Origin of the sequence: Rhizobium sp. Rhizsp82 (assembly GCF_047325115.1) — a bacterium.
Lineage (GTDB): Bacteria > Pseudomonadota > Alphaproteobacteria > Rhizobiales > Rhizobiaceae > Rhizobium.
Genome location: NZ_CP168570.1, coordinates 3,088,093 through 3,107,525 on the forward strand (window position 1 = coordinate 3,088,093; position 19,433 = coordinate 3,107,525).

Sequence of the window (19,433 nt, forward strand, 5' to 3'; positions counted from 1 at the left end):
ATCGACTCTTTCCACAACGGCTCGGACGATAGCGGACACACCCAATTGGGTGAAGAGCCAAGCGGGCTCTAAAATAACCTGAAATTGCAAAAATTCGACTTCTCTTAACAACGGAAGCAGGGCCCTCGTTCATCCGGGGGCCCTCCACAATCCGTCATGGAAGATTGTCGAACTATGCAACCGCTCGCTCTCGCTTCATCGTCTTGATCTGCAGCAAAGTGTCGAGGTTCTGATTGACGCGGCAATAGAACTCCTCGTCGATGAACGGGCGCAGCATGAAATCGTTCCCGCCGGCCTTCAGGAAGCGGGCCGAAAGCAGCCGGTTCGAAGACGAGGAAACGCCGATGATGCGCAGTTCATGCGAGCCGATATTGGCGCGGATTCGGCGTGTCAGCTCGAAGCCGTCGATATCGGGCATGTTGTAATCGGTGACCATCAGACCGATGTCGCGATTGGCCTTGAGGATTTCGAGCGCCTTGGCGCCGCTTTCGGCCACGCTGACGCGGAAATTATAGCGCTTCAGACGGCTGGAGAGCAGAGCGCGGGCCGTCGCGCTGTCGTCGACGATCAGCACGTGATGGCGCTTGTTGGTGAGGAAGCGGCAGATCGATTCCGACAGGAGATCGACGGCGAAGACATTGTCCTTGAGGATATAGTCGACGATGTCCTTGGCCATCAGCTCGTCACGCAGGGTCTCGTTGAACGTGCCGGTGAAGACGATGGTCGGAATGCTGAGATCGACCAGATATTCCAGTGCCTCGCCCTTTTCGGCGCCCGGCAGGTTGATATTGGAGATCGCCAGCGTGATCGGATCGGACGACTTGTCGTAGGCGAGCTGCAGCTCCTCGAAGTCACGGCATACTTCGACCGTGATGTCGAACAGCTCCTTCAGCCGCTTGCTGACCATCGACGTGAAGACGTTGGAATCCTCGGCAAGAATAATACGCGCACCCGCAAACATTTCGCCGGAATATTGCATTCCCGAAATACCTAAAAACGACATAGCAAACCTTTGAATGAAAATGTGCCCCTCGATGGGACAGATATATCAATTCATTTGAACAATTATTAATCGAACGCCCCGGAAAACCGCCCGGAAGTTCTTGCAGCGCCGGCCCGATACCTTCTTTTGCTTATGCTTAAAAGATTATGCTCAAGCGCCCGCAAGGGCTGCGCAGGCCGCAAGCCGCCACAACCCCGTTCCGGGCGCAAGCGCTTTACTTGATGACCGCCGAACCCTTGACGATCTCGATCGTCTCGCCGCCATCGAGGCCGATGCGATCGCCGTCGGGCGTCGTCATGAAACAGCCGGATGCGCAGAGGTTTTCGGAAGCGCCGCTATCGACGACGATCTCCACCTTGTTGCCGCCCTCGGTGATGACGAGAACGACCGCGGCTGGGTCTGTATTGGTGATGGTCGCCGCTGATGCGCCCCAGGCGGCGAAGAGGGAAAGAAGCAATCCGGCGGCAAGTCTTGCCATTCGTAACGGCGCGTTGACGCGCCCTCAGGAGCATATCGGCGCTGCTGCCCCCAGCAGCGAAAACCCGATTACCCGAACCTTATAGCCGGCCGCCCGTGAACGGCCGCTGAATAAGGCCCCTAGCCCTTGAGCTTGCCATCGGCCGTCTTGCCGCGCAACTGGCGTACCTGGCCGCCCTCTTCCTTTGTCTCGTTATCCTTAGGATTTTCTTCCGGCTCGTCCTTCGCCTGGATGAGCGGCGGCGTCGCATTGTCGCGATGATAGGTGATGTCGCTCTGCGGCAGCGGGATCTCGATCCCCTCCTCGCGGAAGCGCCGCAGGATGGCGATACGCAGCCCGTTGCGCACCTTCAGGCCGTCGCCCATATCGGCCAGCATGAAGCGCAGTTCGAAATCCAGCGAATAGGTGCCGAAGCGCAGGAACTCGACATGCGGCTCGGGATTGCGCAGCACCTGCGGTACGGCGTTGACGAGCTCAAGCAGGATATCCATCACCTTCTGCGGATCGGCATCGTAGCTGACGGAAACCGGAATTTCCGAACGGCCGACCTTGTTGCGATGCGTCCAGTTGCCGACCGCCGCGTTGATCAGCTCCGAGTTCGGCACGATGATCGACTGCTTGCGGAAGGTCTCGATCTCGGTCGCGCGCACCGAGATGCGGGTGACGATACCTTCGGCCGTTCCCGATACAACGTGGTCGCCGACCTTGAAGGGACGCTCGACCAGCAGGATCAGACCGGAGACGAAATTCGAAACGATATTCTGCAGGCCAAAACCGATACCGACCGACAGGGCCGAGGCGACGAGCGCGAAGCTCGACAGGTCGATACCGGCAGCGGAAACACCGATGATGGCGGCAACGCCGACGCCGAGATAGCCGATGCCCGTCTTGACCGAATTGCGCACGCCGAGATCAACGTGGCTGCGCGCCATGACATTGCCGTCGAGCCAGCGCTGGATCCAGCGCGTGACGAGATAGCCGCCGGCAAAGAGCAGGATGCCTGTGAAGATGCCGACCAGCGAGATGCTGATGCCGCCGAGACGAACCTCAGTGAACAGCCGGTAGGCGATCTGCTGCAGATCCTGGATGTGGAAGCCCCAGAGCAGCAGCACCAGCGGAATGCCGGTCATCAGCGCGACAGCGTAGATCGCCAGACCAACGGCAAGCCCCGCCTGGTCGACAGCAACGGGACCAAGCTTGAAACGCTGCATCAGGAAGCGGCCGATGAAGGTCTCGCCAAAGGTCTCGGTCTTCGAGATCGCCTTGCCCGACAGGAGGCCGATATAGGTGGTGACGACGATGGCGCCGGTGATGATCAGCTGTGTGGCGACGAAACGCGCCAGACCGACATAGCCCGTCAGCGCCGTGATGATCAGGCCGGCACCGAGCACCCGAAGGATGATCGCCATGCCGCGCGGCCAATGACGGCCGGGCGCATCCGGATCGCCGCTGCGGGCCAGCATCGGGCGGCCGAAGGAGGCGGCAATCAGGATCAGGCCGATGATCATCGACGCGATCAGGCTGCGAACCACCGTCAGCACCAGCGGTGATCCCATCGCCTCGCCGATGCTGCCGAAGAAATAGTCGAGCGCGTTGACGATCGCCATTGCCAGCAGGCAGGCGCCGATCGACTGCGCCCCGCGATTGGAGAGGCGCACCAGGCGCCAGTGCGGCTCACCCGGCGCAAAGACGGCATTGGTGAAGCGCCGCACGAAATAGATAAGCCCGATCGCCGCAAACAGCGCCGCGACGACAGGCGCGATGTCGGGCCGCAGCACATTGAAACTGTCGAGGAAGAAATAGGAGGTGACGAGCAGCACGACGAGCGACGAGGTGCGGATGACGGTGGCCCAGAAGGCGATCGACAAGCGGCTGATATAGCTCGGCTGCTCGATGCTGTCGTCGCGCCTCAGATACCGGCCGAAAATCCGGTAGCCGCCGGAAAGCAGGATGAGCGCGGTCGCCAGCGACAGGAACAGCGCCGTAAACATCGGCAGGCTCTTGAACTTCCAGACGAAGACCAGCCAGCTCGTCAGCGCGTCATTGAACTTCCCGACTTCGACCAGGAACGAGCTCCCGGCATCGTCGAGCACCGACATCGAAACGTCGGTCCGGCGCAATAGAGTCGCGGCAAACAGCCGGCGGCGGGTCTCGGCGACCTGATTGGTCAGCTTGTTGATCGCCATCGAGAGGTTCTCGGCATCGCCGGTCACCGCGTTGATCTGTGACCGCTCGGCCGTCAGCGCATTGCGCTCGTTGGTGACGATCTCGGCTTCCGGCGGCTGCCCGTCCTTCGGCGGCTCGCCGATCTCGGCCAGGCGGTTCTTGATCTGGTCGAAACGCGGGCGAAGACCGACGGATGTAGCGATCACACCGCGGCCGAGTTCGTCCACCTGACCGGCAAGCGTCACCAGCGCGTCGTCATCACCGGCATTGGTCTTGGCGCTTTCCTGATAGGCGGTAAGCTTCTTCTTGGCGCCCTCGATATCCTTCAGAGCCTGTTCAAGCCCGCTGTTGGCAAGCGGAGCATCAGCCTGCGGCGCAGCGGTTGCGGGAGCCGCGGCGGCTGGCGCAGGAGCGGCTGCAGGCGGGGCTGCCGGTGCTGGCGCCGGTTGCGCGGCGGGTGCCGGTGCGGCCGGCTGGGCGACCTGCGCCATCGGCACACCGGTGGATTGTGCCAGCGTCGCAATCGTCAGCATCACCAGAACGAGGCTTCGGAGCAGGAAATGAATGGGCCGCAAAATATCCCCGCAGGATTCTATCAATCAATGAGGCCGCTTCTTATCGCAAAGAAAGGCGACAGAAAGGCGGATGTGAAAATGCCCGGTCAGAAGCCGGAGCCGGGCTGCGCGAGATAGGCGAGCTCCGCCTCGCTCGAACTGCGCCCGACGATCGCATTGCGATGTGGAAAGCGCCCGTATTTGACGATCACCTCGCGGTGACGCCGCGCATAATCGGCATATTCGGCATCACCCAGCTCTTCGAACAGCGCCACCGAGCGATCCTGCTCGGTGAGCACTTCTGAATGCTCGAATGGCATGTAGAAAAAGCAGCGATGCGCCGCCGCAATCGCCTTGTCCGCCCCCGCCTCGATCGCGAGCTTCGCCTCCCGCAGTGCCAGCGGATCGGTCGCGAAGGCAAGCGGCGTGGCGCGGTAGATATTGCGGGGAAACTGGTCGAGGACGATGATCGCGGCCAGACGCTGCTCGGGCGTCGCCCGCCACGTCTCGACGCCGCCGCCGGCAAGCGTCAGATGCGTGTCGCGAAACCGCGCCATGATCTGCTCGTCCAGCGCCAGCGACGACCGGAACCACATGTCGCGGCCGCATTCTTCCAGCCAGAAGCGCAGCACCTCGTCAGGCGTACAGATTTTAGCCAAGCGTCCCTCCCCGGCGCTTCGTCAGCCGCTCAGCCGATCGAGAAGACAAGCGTTGCCCGCGTGCCGCGATGTTCCCTGTCGTAGCCGAGCTCGGATTTCAGGCTTGCGGCCATCGCCGTCAGGATCTTCGTGCCGAGACCCGTGCCCTTTGCCGGACCCGCATGATCGAAACCGGCACCATCGTCCTCGACAATGACGCGCAGGAGATCGTCAGTCTGGTCGATGATGACGCGAACCTCGCCCTCGATGCCGTCGCCATAGGCGTATTTGAAGGCATTGGTGACGAGCTCGCTGACGATAAGGCCGAGCGTGATGACCTTGTCGGTCGCCAGGTTGACCGGCTTTGCCGCCAGCACCACCCGGTGCGGCCGCTTGTCGTCGCGCATCGACGCCTCGAGCTCGGTCAGCAGGCTGCCGAGATATTCGTCGATCTGCACGGTGCCGACCTGGCGGTTTGTATAGAGGCGACGGTGGACGCTGGCGATCGCATTGATACGCATCTGCGTTTCCTGCAGCGCGTCGATCGCCACCTGGTCCGTCGTCATCGACGACTGCATGCGGATCAGCGCGCCGACGAGGCCGAGGCTATTGGCGATGCGGTGATTGACTTCAGCGAGCAGCATTTCGGCATGGTCACGCTGCTGGCGGATCACTTCCTGCGCCTGCGCCGTCTCGCGGCGGAAGCGTGCCCGCTCCAGCCCCTGTTCGAGGGCGGCGGCCAGAAGATCGAAGTAGTCGTGCGAGATGCCCTTCAAAACGTAATCGTCAGCCCCCGCCTTCAGGGCGGCGACGGCAACGCTCGTATCACCGGACGCGGTGGCGTAGATGACGGGCGGATGATCCGGCAGCTCCATCAGCTTCGGCAGGATGTCGAGCCCGGTTTCGGCCTTGAGGAAGTGATCGAGGATGACCGCATCGATGCCGCCTTCGGCAACACGCTTCAGCCCCGTCGCGCCGTCTTCCGCCCATTCGACGGTAAAACCCCGCCGGGACAGATTGCGGCGCATCAGCATTGCGAGCGCATCGTCGTCATCGATGTAGAGGATGCGGATCGTCTTGCCCGCATCGACCGTGTCGTCACCCATTCCGCCTCCGGACTCTGCCTCGCAGCAACGTGGCTGCCTGGCGGCCGAATCGTCTGCTCTGGATTGTCGTATTGTATCGGTCATCGTGCGTAAACAGCAGCAAATCCGCCCCGTCCCCGGAAATATATCGACCGTCGAATTTCAAACGACACCATCTGCAATGTACCTTCACCTTGCGGTAGTATCCGCCAAGGCGCGATTAAGAATGAAAAGACACAAGAGGACGCACTAACCCGCGCGATAAACGCCGGTAAGTCCAAATGGTTCCATCGCAATCAGACTTTTTTTGAGTATCGCCGGTGCTTCGAAACCTCGGCACCCGCCTCCGGCGGAAGCTTGGCAAACCGCAGGCAGGACACGATGCCGATCAGCCCGACGGTCAGAAACGCCCAGCGAAAATCCGAAAGCTCCGGCTGGGGCGCTGCACGGAAGGCCGCCGAAATGTTGAGTGCTGCCGCTGCAACAGCAACACCGAGCAGCAGCGATACCTGCTGCAGCATGCTCGACAGTGTCGAGGCGGAGCTGCGCTGCGCCGAATTGATATCGGCAAAGGCCAGCGTATTGAGCGCCGTGAATTCCATCGAGCGCGACAGACCGGCGATGAACAGCATGGCATAGATCAGCACCTGCGGCGTGCTCTCGGTGAAGAAGCCGCAGACGATGATCGAGCCCGCGGCGATCAGGCCATTGAACACCAGCACGTTGCGGAAACCGAAGATCGCCAGCAGCGGCGTCGTCACCGTCTTCATCCCGAGATTGCCGAGGAAATAGACGAGCAGGCAGGTGCCCGCCGCAATCGAGCTCATCCCGAACCCGAGCTGGAAGAGCAGCGGCAGCAGAAACGGCGTCGCATTGATCGCCACGCGGCAGGCCGTTCCGGCATAGAGCGTCGAGAGCGCGAAGGTCTGCACCTTGAAGGCCGAGAGATCGAGCAGCGGGTTTTGCGCAACGAGGAAGTGGCGCGTCGCGAGGTAGGAAAACAGCACGCCGCCGGCGAACATCGCGGCGACGGGCAGCATCCCGCCATGCCATTTGACCGAAATCTCCAGCGCCGTCAGCAGCAGCGTCAAGCCCAGAGCGCTGAGGAGGAAGCCAAGGATATCGAGCCTGCCTGCTTCCTCTTCCTTCTGCTCCGGCACGAAGCGCATCACCAGGAACAGACCAATCAGGCCGATCGGAATGTTGATCAGGAAGTTCCAGTGCCAGCTGGCATAGGTGGTGATGAACCCGCCGAGCACAGGGCCGACGACCGGCGCCGTCAGCGCCGGCCAGGTGATCAGCGCGATCGCCTGCACAAGTTCCGACTTACGGGCATTCTTCAGCACGATGATCCGCCCGACCGGCGTCATCAGCGCGCTGCCTGCGCCCTGGATGGCGCGGGCGATGATGAACTGCGTCAGGCTGCCGGAAAGGCCGCAAAGCAGCGAGGCGCCGGTAAAGACGGCGATCGAAATCAGGAAGATACGCCGGGCGCCAAAGCGGTCGCCGAGCCATCCAGACAGCGGAATGAAGGCGGAGCCGGTCAGCATGTAGACGGTGATGCCGATGCTCATCGACACCGGCTGCACCCCGAAGCTTGCCGCCATCTGCGGCAGCGAGGTGGCGACGATCGTGCCGTCGAGGATCTGCATGAAGAAGGAAACGGCAACCACCAGCGCGACGATCTTCGCCTGGCGGGCGCTTGCCGCGTCGTCGATCTTGTCTGTCATGTCAGCCGGGGTCATCGAGAAGCCAATGCGATTGCGATTCCGTGGCGCCGGCGGCGGATGGCCCGGGCGGACCGGCCGGCAAAAAGGGGATGACCGTGCATACGCCCCTTATCCGGCTTCGGAAAGGTCAAATCTTGCGTGATCGGTTCACTCTCTTTGGCACAAAATGCCCCGCCGGGCGTTTCATCGATCGTAAGGGCAAATCGCCCCCTTTTCGATTGAGGACATTTTCATGACGCCGGAAGACCGACGCGCCGTTTTCAGCCATCGCAAGATTGCAGCCACCGTCGAAGGAATGACCAAGGAAGATGGCAGCGACCTGCCGATCACGGGCAAATCGCTCGGCGACGCCATTCTCTTCGTCGTCGAGCAAGCCGCAACCGACGCCTCGAGCGTCCATATCGTCTATGGCGACAATGGCACGCTGAGCTACACCGACTGCCTGAGCATCTACCGCGAATATGGCGCCCAGCTGCGCAGCGAGGCCCGCTGAGCGCAGACAGCACCGCCGAAACGGCATGGCAGCTATTCGCCGCCGCCCCTGCCTGGGGCGGCATTTCCCGCGTATGGAAGGCTGCGATCCCTCTCACGCGATTCTATGTCATGCCCTCCTCTGCCTCGCCGCTTCGCGGCGTCCTCGTCGCGTTCGCGGCCTACGCCGTCTTTGCCTTCAGCGACGCGTCGATCAAGATCCTCCACGGTGCGATCCCCGCCTATCAGATTGCCTTTCTCGGCTGCGCTTTCGGCATCGTCGTCCTCCCCTTCATCAAGGGCAGGGATGACAGCTGGACGGATCTGGTGAAGACCTCGAACCGCACGCTCTGGATGCTGCGCTTTGCCTGCGGCGCGATCGGCGCCATCGCCTCGATCATCACCTTCACCAAGCTGCCGATGGCGGAAGCCTTCTGCCTGCTGTTCCTGCTCCCCTCCTTCGTCACCATCCTCTCGGTGATCTTCCTGAAAGAAGATGTCCGCTGGCAGCGCTGGACGGCAGTCATCGTCGGCTTCATCGGCGTGCTGATCGTGCTGCGCCCGGGCTTTCGCGAACTCTCCGTCGGCCACCTGGCAGCCGCGATCGGCGGCATCAGCGCCGCGATCTCGATCGTCATCCTGCGCGCCATGGGTCCGGCGGAAAAGCGCCTGTCGCTCTATGGCGCCGGCCTCCTGGGCACGCTGATCGTCAGCGGCCTGCTGATGGTCTCCAACATCGCCATCCCAACGGCACGCGAATGGTTCTTCATTGCGAGCTACGGCATTCTCGGCGCGATCGGCAACGTGCTGCTGATGACCGCCGCCCGCCTCGCTCCGGCCAATCTCGTGGCCCCGCCGCAATATAGCCAGATGATCTGGGCGATCGCCTTCGGCTACCTGATCTTCGACGACACGATCGACCTGCCGATGGCAGGCGGCATCGCGCTGATCATCTGCTCCGGCCTGCTGACTCTGGTGCGCGAGCGCAAGCGCGGGACGCCGCTGCCGACGGCCGTCGTCTCCTCCGACAACCAGGCGCCTGCGGTCACGACGGTCGCCACCGACTGAGCCGGTTTTGAAGCTCCGTGGCGGGAACAATCCGGGCATCGGCCTGTTCCCCCTAAAAGCACGGAGTTTTCATGGCTGACAAAAACAGGACCGAGGGCCGGCAACCCTATATTTCTCCCGCCGAGGAGGAACAGCGTATCTACGAGCAGGAGCGCCGCAGCTGGCTGATCTGGACCTTCGGGATCGCCGGCGCCATTGTCGCGGTCATCATTGCAGGCACAGTCGCCATATCGCCCGGGCCCGATCCGGCAACAACGGGATCGACGCCGAAACCACAGCATATCGAGACGCCAGCACCCTGAGCGGCTTTCCTGAAAAGCCGTTCGCCTGTATGACCGGGTGAATCTGGAAGGAAATGAAATGGCCGCACGCGACCGCTTTTCGAAGAAGCTAACCTGCCCGCAATGCGGCAATACCGGTATCGCAGAGGTCTCAGAGGACGACCACCCGACGCGTAAGCATCCGGCATTTCTGATCGACGAGATGCCGCGCGGCTTCTTCGAGGAAAAGGCCTCCAATTTTCAGGAGACCTATATCATCAGATGTGAGTGCAACCGGAAATTCGCCTTCCGGGCACTGACGGAAAAGACCGCCTGACGATCAGGCGAGACCGAGCGGAACCTCGGCAATCTTGCGTCCCGGACCATAGTCACGCTCATGCGAGGAACGGTAACGGCCATCACGCCGGCTGCTGACATCGATGCGCTGGGTTTCGAAATGCCCATCCGCAAAGGTGCCGGTGTCGGCGGTTTCGACTTCGGGTTTGGCAGCAAAGATTTTGAAGATCATCGTTTCCTCCAGTTCGCTGCCACAACGGCAAGCAGCTCGCTTCCGTTCCACCCTACTGCCGATATAGTTAAAAAATTAACCATAACCGGACACGGAATTTCTGCTCATGAGGGGTAGCCGGCAAAGCGTGCCGCCCTAATTCATATCGTGCGATGGAGATCGCTTTACTCTCACTTCCCCAGCTGCCCCGCCCCCGGCGGGGTTTCTTTTTATCGAAAGAAACGTCAGCAGCTCCTCATAGAAAAGCATGCATTTTCCCGGATCGCAACAAGTGCTAGTCTTGATTGCAGACGAACGGAGGGGAAATATCATGCCACGTCTAGCTGAACTTTACTTCAAAACCGCGGTCATCTTCTTCATCATCGGTATCGGCATCGGGCTGAAGATGGCGATATCGGAAGATCATACGGTGATCGGTGCACATGCGCACTGTAATCTCTTGGGATGGGTCAGCATGGCGCTGTTCGGCGTCTATTACGCGCTGAACCCGGCCAAGGCCGAGCGCCGTATAGCGATGATCCAGTATTACATTTATACGGCCGGCGTCGTGATCATGGTGCCGTCGCTCTACATGATGCTCGAAGGCAATATGGCGATGGAACCGCTCGTCGCCGTCTCCTCGCTGATCGTCTTTGTGGGCGTGCTGCTGTTTGCCTTCGTGCTGTTCTCGTCGAAGAGCACGATCAGCGCGCCGACGCCGCAGCCGATGCGCTAGGCGCCGCCTGCAGGCCGGGCGGCGCTACTTCTTGGCACCGGCCGAGAGAACGCGATGCGTGGCATTGTCCATGGCATGGCTCGCATCCTGGCCGTCCTTCTTCAGGCCCCAGGCGGTATTCCCGCAGGAAGACAAAAGAAGAGCGGAAAGGCAGACAAAAGCGAGGGCGGACTTCGGCATTGATATCCCCTGTGTCGAAACTGGCAATGGGATGAAGATGTTACCAACTGTGCCGAAATCAATAGCGGCCGCAGCTTCGCTACGATTTATTCAACGTAACCGCGCAAATGCCAATGTCACGCCCGTGTCACGCTGGATTTTCCGACGTCGATGCTACAACCATGACGAGGCGTCAGTTTTGCGTATGTCCTCCTGTTCAAAGGCCCGCCTCACCCCTAACGCGGCGGGCCTCACCACCCTCGGGGTTCGCCATGTTGAAGCGATTGACCAGGTTTTTGAATCCACCACCGCCGAACAGCTATATCTGGCACCAATGTGCCGCGCCCTTCCCGCCCCGCAAGTCGATCGACGGCAGCTATACGAGCGATGGACGGCCCACCTGGCGCCGCATCACTGCTAATGGCTGGGAATATCGCCAGGAAGACGCCGCCCGCGCCGATCCGCGGATCTTCGCCTGACACCCCATGATTTTCACGGCTTGCGCCGATCGCAGACTCACGGCTGACTAGGGCTCTCAAGGCGTTTCAGCGAGCTCCCCCGATATGCTGGTCCACGAAGGCGATAGCCGCACATCCAAGATCGATCTTCTTCTCGCGGCCGTGCTCGCCTTTGTGGCGGGCGGCGTCAACAGCGCGGGCTTCCTCGCCTTCGGCTATTTCTCCGCCAACATGACCGGCAATGTCTCGATGATCTCCGATCACATGTCGGTCCGCGAGTTCAGCGCTGCTCTCGCCTTCCTGATGATTGTCGTGATGTTCGTTCTCGGTGCCTTCAGCGCCTCGCTCTTCATCGAGATCGGCAAGCAGCGGCGGCTTGCCAATATCTATGCCCTGACGCTGCTCTCCGAAGCAGCGCTATTGCTCGCCGTGGGGCTCTATGCCGGCAGCGCCGGACCGGCCGCGAACGGCATCACCATCGCCGGGCTCCTCAGCTTCACCATGGGCATCCAGAACGCTGCATCGACACGTATCTCCGGCAGCCGCGTGCGCACCACCCATGTTTCCGGCATCGCCACAGATATCGGCGTCGGTCTCGCGCTGCTGATCGGCGGCAAGGCCGCACCCGAGCGCCCGCAGATCGTCCGCCGCCTGACGTTGCATGCTGCGACAGTGCTGTTTTTCCTGCTTGGCGGCGTCGCTGGCGTGCTCGGATACAAGGCGGCGGGCGGAAGCGTATTCTGCGCCTTCAGCGTCATCCTGCTGGCTCTCTGCGCCCGCTACATCAGACGCACCGCGATCGCGCGCTGACGGGCTTGTCTGGCCGGAAAACGCAACCATCTGATGATGGAGGCCAGAGACAATTCCTGCCGCCGCGCATGAGAGGGAATCCGCATATGAAGATCGTTATCGCCGCACTCGCCGCCGCGGTGCTTTTGCCGTCGGCCGCCTTCGCCCTGGATGCCATCGAGGTCAAGGCCCGCGACCACACCTGCAACGAACTCGCGAAAATCATCCGCCAGAATCCGGCCGTCTTCGTTCGGATCGGCATCGGCGGCCGCAGTTTCCGCCACCCGCCATCGCAGTGCCGGCTGGGCGACAAATGGGCGACCACGAGCCTCAGGGACGCCACCGGAAAGCAATGCGTTCTCGACTACGCCTGCGTCTACGATCCGGAATCTTTCTACAACAAATTCCCGCGTTAGCGGCCTTCCAAAACGCAAAAGCGCAGCGCCCCTGGTGGGGCGCTGCGGCGCTTTATCTTCAATCTTTTCAAGGAGAAGATGGTGGGTGATGTAGGGCTCGAACCTACGACCCGCTGATTAAGAGTCAGCTGCTCTACCAACTGAGCTAATCACCCATTCCCTTGCGTTTCCGCTCGGTGTCCCGTGCCTCTCGGCGCGGTGTGAGGGGGCGTATAAACAGGATATTCGACCTTGTCTAGCGCCCCTCGAAAAATTCTTCGATTTTTTTCTGCATGGCTGAAATGCAATGAAATCAAAGGTCGAGCGAACCCGTGGCCAAACGCACTGCCTGGCCGCCAATCCGGGCGTTTGAGATCGCTCCAGCCTCGACATCCATGTGAAGGTGGATAATCGAGGGACGGCCCATTTCCACACCCTGTTCGATGGTGATCGGATGATGACCATCGGGCAGACGGTCGAAATGGTGAATCGCTCCGGAGAGTGCAGCCGCCGCAGAACCGGTCGCCGGGTCCTCGACGATCCCCATTCCGCTCGCAAACATCCGCGCATGAAACTTCGCCGAATGGTTCACCCCGCCGCGGCAGTAGATATAGGCCGAAGCCAGCGCGCCATCGACGAAGGGCACCGTCTTTTCCCAAAGCTGCGGATCGAACTCCATGCGCTGGGCCGCACCGACGTCATGGATCGGCACCAGCAGGAACGGCACGCCGGCGCTCCAGATCGACGGAACGTGATTCTCGAATCCCACCTCCGTCACCTTCAGCGACAGCGCGTTGGAGATACCGAGCTTCTCGAGCGGCATGGCGATCTGCTGCGATTTGCGCGGCAGATCGAATTCGGCAAAACTCGCGACGCCCTCGCGCAGCCGCACCGCACAGCGCACCGGCCCGACATTTTCTTCCAGCACGCAGACGAGATCGAGCGTCGCATCGCTGCCATGCGTGCGCTCGGCGAGCGCGATCGCGGTACCCACGGTCGGATGACCGGCAAACGGCAGTTCACGGCCCGGCGTGAAGATGCGGATCCTGGCGCTATAGGCGGGATTGGCCGACTTCTGGACGAAGACGGTCTCGGACAGATTGGTTTCGCGGGCGATCGATTGCATCGCCTCGTCGCTCAGGTCCTCGCCGTCGAAGATGACGGCCAGCGGATTGCCGGCGAGCTTGCGGTCGGTGAACACATCGTAGACGCTGTAGCTGCGCGCCACATCGGCCTCCTTGAATCGGTCATCGAACCGCCAACCTGCCCGACCGGCGAAACGAGTGCAAGGTTTTAGGTTTTGTCTGGATTACCAAAATACCAATCGATAACCGGCAGCATGGCGACGTTATACGGATAGGCCGAGTGATCGGCCGAGCGGATCGCCACCGCACCGGCGATTTCCTTGTCTTCGGCCACCAGCATATGCGCCGCAATTCGCTCGACGATCTCGTCCGCAGTCAGATCGAAACGATACAGCCGCATGACGGTGACGGTGCGGCGGAAGCGGCTGGCATAGTAGCTGTCGCCCGGCGTCGAGTGGGAGAGATCGAGGCCGGTCTCTTCCAGCACCTCGCGGCGCATGTTGAATTCAAGGTCGCAGACGCCGGATGCGATATCCTCGGGCTCCAGCGAACCGGCGGCGAAATAGACCTGGCCGGGATTGGCGGTATGCGCGCCCATGCGGATCGCCACCAGCGCGTTGTCGGAGGCTTCGATGACAGGATAGGAAAAGAGGTGCATGCCGCCCGTCCGGTCCTGTTGCCGTCGCCAGTACATGAAAGTCGAGAACGGGATGACATATCCCTGCCCCCTGATCCCATCCTCGCCAAGTGCCAACCGGTGCTGAAACACCATGCGCCCATCGAACAGGGCCGGATTGGCCTTCACCTCGGCCTCCCAGTTGGCGGCGATCTCGTCGCGCCTGGATATCCGGTAGGGATGCTCGCCGTCGAGAACACGAAGGTCGATCTTGGCAACGGGAAATACGGTCTGCTCCGGCGGCCAACCGGCAAATTCCTCTGAAAATATCGAGTTCATTTCAAATCCAATGTCATGACTACAGGGCAATGGTCAGACGCCTTCGGCCGGTCCCAGCCGGTGCGCGGATAGCGCTCGACTTCCTGGCCCGGCGGAAAGACGGTGCGGAAAGGCTGGCCATGGCGGATGATCTCGGGTTTTCGCTCGGTATTCGCCGCAGCAAGGGCCGGAGACAGCCAGATATAATCGAGCTGGCAGAGCCACTGCTCCTGCGGGCCGCGGGCGTGGTAGAGCGTCCAGCGATCCATTTCGTCGCGACGGCGCATGACGTTCTCGGCGAAGCCGTCATGGCTGAAAACGTCGAGCGCGCTCTCGGCCTCGTTCTTGTGCTCGAATCGATAGCCGGTGCGCCGCGTGCCGATGACATCGATGCGTTCCTGATAGTCGTTCATGTCGCCGCAGATGGCGAAATTCTTCGTGGCCGTCTGCCCGGCACCGAAGCGGTTCTCGATGATCCGGCGCACGGCGCGCGCCTCGGCACGGCGCACCGGCATCGTCGCCTGGCGACCGTCCAGCCCGTCACGCGGACTGCCCATCGATTTGAAATGCACGACATAGAGCGTGAAAGGCACGCCGCCGATCAGGAGATCGAGCTCCAGGCAGTCGCGCTTGAAGATCTTGTCGTCGAGATGGGCATTCTGCCCCAGCGCCTCGTCGAACAAGTCGAGATCGCGATAGGTCAGCATCGCATGGCTCTTGATGTCGCGAAGCTCGATCTTGCGTCCGTCGCGCGTCTCCTCGCGCATCAGCACGGCAACGTCGATACCGCGGCTGTCATTGCCCTCGACCAGATATTTCTGCCGGTAGCCATTGCCGACCATGCGGAACAGATAGCCGTATTCGAAGGCCTGCAGCGCCGCCATGTTGTCGATTTCCTGCAGGCAGAGGATATCCGCATCGGCATCGGCGATCGCTAAGGCCGTCATCTGGCGGGTATCGTCGGTCGCCGCGATCACGCGCGCCTGCTCCAGCTGCTGGTAGACGCCCTCGCTGCGCACCTCGAAGAGCTGGATGACCCGGTCCTGGCGCAGCTGGTTGCGAAAGCCGGTAAAGTCGAAACGCGTCATCAGATTTTCGACATTGAAGGTAGCGAGGCGAAGCGACATCAGGCATTCCCGTTTGCATGCTGCTTCGCCATTGGTACAGGCGAAAATTGCGTTCGTGAAGGCCGAAGCCCGATCAGAGCCGCCAGGCCGAGCGCACCGCCACCATCACGTTATCGCCCCCCGAAACCCGTTCGCGGCTGAAGGCGCGGAGAACTTGGCCATCGCCAAGCAACAGCTTCACCGCATAGCGCTCGCCCTCATAGAGCACGCTGTCGACGAGAGCGGGAACGCCCTCGCTGCCGATCGCCACATCCTCGGGCCGCACGAGAATATCCGCCGTGCCCCCCTCCGCACCGATGGTCCCCAACGCCCCACGCATCGCTTCCCAATCAAGCTGACGTTTGTCACCGATCGGTGATGCAAGACGCAAGATGGCACCACGGCCGATCAACCCGCCAACCATCCGCCCCTCCGGCCGCGCATAGATCTCGGCAGGCGCCGCCACCTGCAGCAGCCGCCCTTCCGACATAACGGCAACGTCGGTCGCGAGCGCCATCGCCTCGCTCTGGTCGTGCGTCACATAGATCATCGTCGCGCCGGAGCGCTGGTGGAACTCGCGGAACGTCTCCTCCATCTCCTGCTTCAGGTGCCGGTCAAGATTGGCGAGCGGCTCGTCGAGCAGCACGACATCGGGCGATGTCACCAGGCAGCGGGCAAGCGCCACGCGCTGCCTCTGGCCGCCGGAGAGATCGGCGGGGCGCCGATCCGCATAGTCGCTGAGCCGCACCGTCGCCAGCGCCTCGCGCACCTTGCTGCGATAGGCCTCGCCCTTCACGCCGCGCACCTTCAGCGGATATCCGGCATTGTCGGCAACGCTCATATGCGGCCAGAGCGCATAGGACTGGAAGACCATCGCCATGTTGCGCCGCTCCGGCGGCAGCGATTGTGCGGCATCGGCAAGCATCCGCTCGCCGAGATGGATCGAACCATCCGTCGGCGTCTCGAACCCGGCGATCATCCTCAGAACCGTCGTCTTGCCGCAGCCCGAAGGACCGAGCAGCGCCAGAAAGCCGCCGTCCCGCACATCGAGCGAAAGACCGCTGACGGCCGCACGCCCGGTGCCGAAATCCTTGCTGACCTGATTGAGCGTCAGTTTCGCCACGGCACCACTCCCTTGGGCAGCCGCTTTGCCATCAGTTCCAGAAGCAGCATTATGAAAACGACCATCAGCACGACCAGCACCGAGAGCGCCGAAGCAAGATCCGAACTGCCGCTGTCGTCGAGGTTATAGATCGCGACACCCAGCGTCTGCGTCCCCGCCGACCAGAGCAGCGCCGAGATCGTCAGCTCGTTGCAGGCAATCAGGAAAACGAGGATGACGGAGGCACCGGCAGCAGGCGCGATCAGCGGCACGATGATATCGGCAAGCCGCCGGAAGAAGCCGGCGCCGGCAAGACGCGCGGCCTCCTCCAGCGCCGGATCGAGCTGATGAAAGGCGCTGACGACAGGCTTCAGGCTGACCGCGAAGAAGCTCGAGAGATAGGCAACGAGAATGATCCAGACCGTACCGTAAAGCGTGACGTTGAGGACTGGCAGCGGTGCTGCGAACACCAGAATGAAGGACACGGCAATGACGATGCCGGGCAGCGAATAGGGTATCTCGATCGCGCTCGAAACCAGCCGGGCCAAGAGATCCCGCCGCCGGCTGAGCGCATAGGCGGCAAGCACCGTCACCAGCAGGAGACACAGGGCGGCACCGGCCGCCAGCGACAGCGAATTGACGAAGGCCGTGCGGGTGATCGCCTGGCGGAAGAGGATTTCCGAGAAAGCGTGGAAAGACATGGTCTTGAAGGTCAGCGGCACGCCATAAGCCGGAACCAGCGCGCCCGCGACCAGCGCGAAGAACGGCGCCGCGAGCATGAAGAACAGCACGATCCAGAGCAGCGGCGTGAAGACGTGGCGCCAGCCGCCGAGCTCGAAGGCGGCGGTCGCCCCGGAGAGGCCGAGCACCCGGTAATCGCGCCCGCGAAGCGCCCGCTCCTGAATGGCGAGACCCGCGACTGAAATCAGCGCGATGATCGCCGAGAGCAGCGCCACGTCGCCGAAGGTGCGGCTGGTGAAGGCCGAGAATTTCGAGAAGATCAGCGTCGGCAGCGTATAGATCGAGGCGGGAATGCCGAGGATCGCCGGAATGCCGAAATTGCCGGTGCAGGAGACGAAGGAGATCGCCGCACCTGCGATGACACCGGGCAGTGACAGCGGCAGGATGATATCGCGAAACACCCGCAGGCTGGAGGCGCCGGAAAGCCGGGCCGCCTCGACGCCGTCGCGCGGCAGGCTCATCAACCCGGCCCGCAGCGCGAGATAGACGAGCGGCGCATGCTGGACGCCGTAGAGCAGCGCGATGCCGCCGACCGAATAGAGCGGCTGCGGCGTCCCCAGTGGCGGGGCAATATGCAGCGCCTTCAGAAGCGGGCTCGATGGCCCGGACATCTGCACCCAGGCAAGCGCCGTCACCTGCGGCGGGATCATCATCGGCAGCACGAAGAGGAAGCTGATCAGCCCCTTGCCGCGGATATCTGTCAGCGTCAGCAGAAAGGCGAAAGCGCAGCCGATGACGAGCGAGATGATGGCCCCGAACACTGCCGTCACCAGCGTATAATAGGTTGCCGACCAGAGCGCCGGATCGCCGAGCACCGCCCCTGCCCCGCCATTCGACAGCGCAGCGATGCCCGCCACCGCCAGCCGCGCCAGCGGCAGGACGCTCAGAACAAGCACCACCAGAATGATAAAGGGAAACAGCCAGGCTGGCTGGCTGTTTCCCGGACGAACGTAACCCTGCATCGACTATCCGGTTTCGATCAATTCGACCCGTAGATACCCGAGAAGGTCTTCAGATCCTGATCCGTATTCTTCAGCGCCTCGGCGGCATTGATCGGCAGCACCTTGATGCTGTCGCGCGCCGGAAAGCCTTCCGGCAGCTTCATGCCGTTGCGGGCCGGAATATAGCCGAGTTTCAGGAAGCCTTCCTGGCCTTTTTCGGAGAGAACGTAGTCGACGAACTTCTTCGCTGCATCGGCATTCTTGGCGCTGGAGAGGATGCCGACCGGCTCGGTCACGGCCGAAACGCCTTCTTCCGGGAAGACGAACTCGACCGGCGCGCCCTTGGCTTTTTCGCGGATCGGCATGTAGTCGACGACCATGCCGTAAGCCTTTTCGCCCGAGGCGACGGCCTTCAGAATGGCGCCGTTGCCGCCGGCAGCCGTCGCGCCGTTATCGGCGAGCGCCTTGTAGTAATCCCAGCCGAGACCGGAAACGCCGGCCAGCGTCTGTGCATGGATCAGCGCCGCACCAGAGGTCAGCGGGCTCGGCATGGTGACGAGGCCCTTGGCTTCCGGCTTGGTCAGATCCTTCCAGCTCGTCGGCTTCATCGAGGCCGAAGTGTTGTACATGATGCCGGTGGTGATCAGCTTGGTCGAATAATAGTAGCCGTCGGCGTCATAGAGCGCAGCATCGTAATTGGCGGCTTCCGGCGACTTGTAAGCCATCAGCTTGCCGGCTTCCTTGAGACGCTCGAGCGTCACGGTGTCGGCGATCAGCAGGACGTCGGCAACCGGATTGCCGGCCTCGATCTCGGCCTGCAGCTTGGCCATGATCTTCGGCGTGCCGTCGCGCACCCAGTCGACCGTGATGTCGGGATTTGCGGCCATGAAGCCATCGACGGTCGCCTGGGCGTCTTCGTTCGGCTGGCTCGTATAGAGCACCAGATTGCCGGCATGGGCGGAAACGGAGACGAGACCGGCCGCGATCAGCGCAGCGAGAGCGGAGAGCTTCTTCTTCATGGTGATA

22 protein-coding genes and 1 tRNA gene are annotated in these 19,433 nt (G+C 61.9%); 8 read left to right on the top strand and 15 right to left on the bottom strand.

The annotated features are described in order from the left end of the window. Window positions 1-172: 172 nt before the first annotated feature. From ACEN84_RS20345 to ACEN84_RS20370, 6 genes are all read right to left on the bottom strand, one after another. Window positions 173-1,003, bottom strand: coding sequence for a response regulator (locus tag ACEN84_RS20345; protein WP_112715251.1), 831 nt, complete (start codon window positions 1,001-1,003; stop codon window positions 173-175). Window positions 1,004-1,217: 214 nt separating this feature from the next. Continuing rightward, complete coding sequence (locus ACEN84_RS20350) at window positions 1,218-1,481, bottom strand: hypothetical protein (RefSeq protein ID WP_112715253.1); 264 nt, start codon at window positions 1,479-1,481, stop codon at window positions 1,218-1,220. Between the two features lie 119 nt (window positions 1,482-1,600). After that, window positions 1,601-4,180 (bottom strand): mechanosensitive ion channel family protein, encoded by a 2,580-nt coding sequence (locus ACEN84_RS20355; protein ID WP_413711331.1) that lies wholly within the window; start codon window positions 4,178-4,180, stop codon window positions 1,601-1,603. Window positions 4,181-4,308: 128 nt separating this feature from the next. Further along, window positions 4,309-4,860, bottom strand: coding sequence for a DUF924 family protein (locus tag ACEN84_RS20360; protein ID WP_413709711.1), 552 nt, complete (start codon window positions 4,858-4,860; stop codon window positions 4,309-4,311). Window positions 4,861-4,889: 29 nt separating this feature from the next. Then, window positions 4,890-5,945 (bottom strand): sensor histidine kinase, encoded by a 1,056-nt coding sequence (locus ACEN84_RS20365; RefSeq protein ID WP_112715257.1) that lies wholly within the window; start codon window positions 5,943-5,945, stop codon window positions 4,890-4,892. Window positions 5,946-6,220: 275 nt separating this feature from the next. Continuing rightward, the gene (locus tag ACEN84_RS20370) at window positions 6,221-7,669 is read right to left on the bottom strand and encodes a DHA2 family efflux MFS transporter permease subunit (protein ID WP_413709712.1); all 1,449 of its coding nucleotides are present in this window, start codon (window positions 7,667-7,669) and stop codon (window positions 6,221-6,223) included. A gap of 217 nt (window positions 7,670-7,886) precedes the next feature. On the opposite strand from ACEN84_RS20370, the gene ACEN84_RS20375 reads away from it, so the two are divergent. The 4 genes from ACEN84_RS20375 (at window position 7,887) to ACEN84_RS20390 (ending at window position 9,790) form a co-directional block, all read left to right on the top strand. Next, window positions 7,887-8,147 (top strand): hypothetical protein, encoded by a 261-nt coding sequence (locus ACEN84_RS20375; RefSeq protein ID WP_112715261.1) that lies wholly within the window; start codon window positions 7,887-7,889, stop codon window positions 8,145-8,147. A 110-nt stretch (window positions 8,148-8,257) separates the two neighbouring features. Beyond that, window positions 8,258-9,193: a DMT family transporter gene (locus ACEN84_RS20380; RefSeq protein ID WP_112715263.1), complete on the top strand. Its 936-nt coding sequence runs from the start codon at window positions 8,258-8,260 to the stop codon at window positions 9,191-9,193. Between the two features lie 71 nt (window positions 9,194-9,264). Beyond that, window positions 9,265-9,495, top strand: coding sequence for a hypothetical protein (locus ACEN84_RS20385; RefSeq protein WP_112715265.1), 231 nt, complete (start codon window positions 9,265-9,267; stop codon window positions 9,493-9,495). Between the two features lie 58 nt (window positions 9,496-9,553). Continuing rightward, window positions 9,554-9,790 (top strand): hypothetical protein, encoded by a 237-nt coding sequence (locus ACEN84_RS20390; RefSeq protein WP_112715267.1) that lies wholly within the window; start codon window positions 9,554-9,556, stop codon window positions 9,788-9,790. 3 nt (window positions 9,791-9,793) lie between these two features. On the opposite strand, the gene ACEN84_RS20395 is transcribed toward ACEN84_RS20390, so the two are convergent. Continuing rightward, window positions 9,794-9,982 (bottom strand): hypothetical protein, encoded by a 189-nt coding sequence (locus tag ACEN84_RS20395; protein WP_112715269.1) that lies wholly within the window; start codon window positions 9,980-9,982, stop codon window positions 9,794-9,796. A 310-nt stretch (window positions 9,983-10,292) separates the two neighbouring features. Here ACEN84_RS20395 and ACEN84_RS20400 point away from each other — a divergent pair, with 310 nt between their 5' ends. Then, entirely contained in the window at window positions 10,293-10,697 is a 405-nt protein-coding gene (locus tag ACEN84_RS20400) for a hypothetical protein (RefSeq protein WP_112715271.1), read from the top strand. Between the two features lie 24 nt (window positions 10,698-10,721). Here ACEN84_RS20400 and ACEN84_RS20405 read toward each other — a convergent pair whose 3' ends face one another. Further along, window positions 10,722-10,877: an entericidin gene (locus tag ACEN84_RS20405; RefSeq protein WP_112715273.1), complete on the bottom strand. Its 156-nt coding sequence runs from the start codon at window positions 10,875-10,877 to the stop codon at window positions 10,722-10,724. A 251-nt stretch (window positions 10,878-11,128) separates the two neighbouring features. Here ACEN84_RS20405 and ACEN84_RS20410 point away from each other — a divergent pair, with 251 nt between their 5' ends. From ACEN84_RS20410 to ACEN84_RS20420, 3 genes are all read left to right on the top strand, one after another. Further along, the gene (locus ACEN84_RS20410) at window positions 11,129-11,335 is read left to right on the top strand and encodes a hypothetical protein (protein ID WP_413709713.1); all 207 of its coding nucleotides are present in this window, start codon (window positions 11,129-11,131) and stop codon (window positions 11,333-11,335) included. An 84-nt stretch (window positions 11,336-11,419) separates the two neighbouring features. Next, a complete protein-coding gene (locus ACEN84_RS20415) occupies window positions 11,420-12,124 on the top strand; it encodes a YoaK family protein (protein WP_413709714.1) in 705 nt (234 codons plus the stop codon). 86 nt (window positions 12,125-12,210) lie between these two features. Further along, a complete protein-coding gene (locus tag ACEN84_RS20420; protein WP_413709715.1) occupies window positions 12,211-12,519 on the top strand; it encodes a hypothetical protein in 309 nt (102 codons plus the stop codon). 79 nt (window positions 12,520-12,598) lie between these two features. On the opposite strand, the gene ACEN84_RS20425 is transcribed toward ACEN84_RS20420, so the two are convergent. From ACEN84_RS20425 to ACEN84_RS20455, 7 genes are all read right to left on the bottom strand, one after another. Next, window positions 12,599-12,674 (bottom strand) — tRNA-Lys (locus ACEN84_RS20425). A gap of 137 nt (window positions 12,675-12,811) precedes the next feature. Next, window positions 12,812-13,726, bottom strand: a complete 915-nt coding sequence (locus ACEN84_RS20430; protein WP_413709716.1) for a PhzF family phenazine biosynthesis protein — start codon at window positions 13,724-13,726, stop codon at window positions 12,812-12,814. A 65-nt stretch (window positions 13,727-13,791) separates the two neighbouring features. Further along, window positions 13,792-14,538 (bottom strand): NUDIX hydrolase, encoded by a 747-nt coding sequence (locus ACEN84_RS20435; RefSeq protein WP_413709717.1) that lies wholly within the window; start codon window positions 14,536-14,538, stop codon window positions 13,792-13,794. Further along, complete coding sequence (locus ACEN84_RS20440; RefSeq protein WP_413709718.1) at window positions 14,535-15,644, bottom strand: endonuclease/exonuclease/phosphatase family protein; 1,110 nt, start codon at window positions 15,642-15,644, stop codon at window positions 14,535-14,537. Before ACEN84_RS20440 ends, ACEN84_RS20435 begins: the two co-directional genes overlap by 4 nt. A 73-nt stretch (window positions 15,645-15,717) precedes the next feature. Next, window positions 15,718-16,746 carry an ABC transporter ATP-binding protein gene (locus ACEN84_RS20445; RefSeq protein WP_413709719.1) on the bottom strand — a complete coding sequence of 343 codons (1,029 nt, stop codon included), beginning with the start codon at window positions 16,744-16,746 and terminating at the stop codon, window positions 15,718-15,720. Continuing rightward, entirely contained in the window at window positions 16,734-18,428 is a 1,695-nt protein-coding gene (locus tag ACEN84_RS20450) for an ABC transporter permease (RefSeq protein ID WP_413709720.1), read from the bottom strand. The genes ACEN84_RS20445 and ACEN84_RS20450 overlap by 13 nt, the downstream gene beginning before the upstream one ends. Before the next feature lie 17 nt (window positions 18,429-18,445). Continuing rightward, on the bottom strand, window positions 18,446-19,426 hold the full coding sequence (locus ACEN84_RS20455; protein ID WP_413709721.1) for an ABC transporter substrate-binding protein: 981 nt from the start codon (window positions 19,424-19,426) through the stop codon (window positions 18,446-18,448). Window positions 19,427-19,433 lie beyond the last annotated feature (7 nt).

Bases quoted from the DNA above. Each gene is read 5' to 3' on its own strand.
- ACEN84_RS20345 (WP_112715251.1), bottom strand. From the start codon at position 1,003: ATGTCGTTTTTAGGTATTTCGGGAATGCAATATTCCGGCGAAATGTTT.
- ACEN84_RS20350 (WP_112715253.1), bottom strand. From the start codon at position 1,481: ATGGCAAGACTTGCCGCCGGATTGCTTCTTTCCCTCTTCGCCGCCTGG.
- ACEN84_RS20355 (WP_413711331.1), bottom strand. From the start codon at position 4,180: ATGCTGACGATTGCGACGCTGGCACAATCCACCGGTGTGCCGATGGCG.
- ACEN84_RS20365 (WP_112715257.1), bottom strand. From the start codon at position 5,945: ATGGGTGACGACACGGTCGATGCGGGCAAGACGATCCGCATCCTCTAC.
- ACEN84_RS20370 (WP_413709712.1), bottom strand. From the start codon at position 7,669: ATGACCCCGGCTGACATGACAGACAAGATCGACGACGCGGCAAGCGCC.
- ACEN84_RS20375 (WP_112715261.1), top strand. From the start codon at position 7,887: ATGACGCCGGAAGACCGACGCGCCGTTTTCAGCCATCGCAAGATTGCA.
- ACEN84_RS20380 (WP_112715263.1), top strand. From the start codon at position 8,258: ATGCCCTCCTCTGCCTCGCCGCTTCGCGGCGTCCTCGTCGCGTTCGCG.
- ACEN84_RS20385 (WP_112715265.1), top strand. From the start codon at position 9,265: ATGGCTGACAAAAACAGGACCGAGGGCCGGCAACCCTATATTTCTCCC.
- ACEN84_RS20390 (WP_112715267.1), top strand. From the start codon at position 9,554: ATGGCCGCACGCGACCGCTTTTCGAAGAAGCTAACCTGCCCGCAATGC.
- ACEN84_RS20395 (WP_112715269.1), bottom strand. From the start codon at position 9,982: ATGATCTTCAAAATCTTTGCTGCCAAACCCGAAGTCGAAACCGCCGAC.
- ACEN84_RS20400 (WP_112715271.1), top strand. From the start codon at position 10,293: ATGCCACGTCTAGCTGAACTTTACTTCAAAACCGCGGTCATCTTCTTC.
- ACEN84_RS20405 (WP_112715273.1), bottom strand. From the start codon at position 10,877: ATGCCGAAGTCCGCCCTCGCTTTTGTCTGCCTTTCCGCTCTTCTTTTG.
- ACEN84_RS20410 (WP_413709713.1), top strand. From the start codon at position 11,129: ATGTTGAAGCGATTGACCAGGTTTTTGAATCCACCACCGCCGAACAGC.
- ACEN84_RS20415 (WP_413709714.1), top strand. From the start codon at position 11,420: ATGCTGGTCCACGAAGGCGATAGCCGCACATCCAAGATCGATCTTCTT.
- ACEN84_RS20420 (WP_413709715.1), top strand. From the start codon at position 12,211: ATGAAGATCGTTATCGCCGCACTCGCCGCCGCGGTGCTTTTGCCGTCG.
- ACEN84_RS20435 (WP_413709717.1), bottom strand. From the start codon at position 14,538: ATGAACTCGATATTTTCAGAGGAATTTGCCGGTTGGCCGCCGGAGCAG.
- ACEN84_RS20440 (WP_413709718.1), bottom strand. From the start codon at position 15,644: ATGTCGCTTCGCCTCGCTACCTTCAATGTCGAAAATCTGATGACGCGT.
- ACEN84_RS20450 (WP_413709720.1), bottom strand. From the start codon at position 18,428: ATGCAGGGTTACGTTCGTCCGGGAAACAGCCAGCCAGCCTGGCTGTTT.
- ACEN84_RS20455 (WP_413709721.1), bottom strand. From the start codon at position 19,426: ATGAAGAAGAAGCTCTCCGCTCTCGCTGCGCTGATCGCGGCCGGTCTC.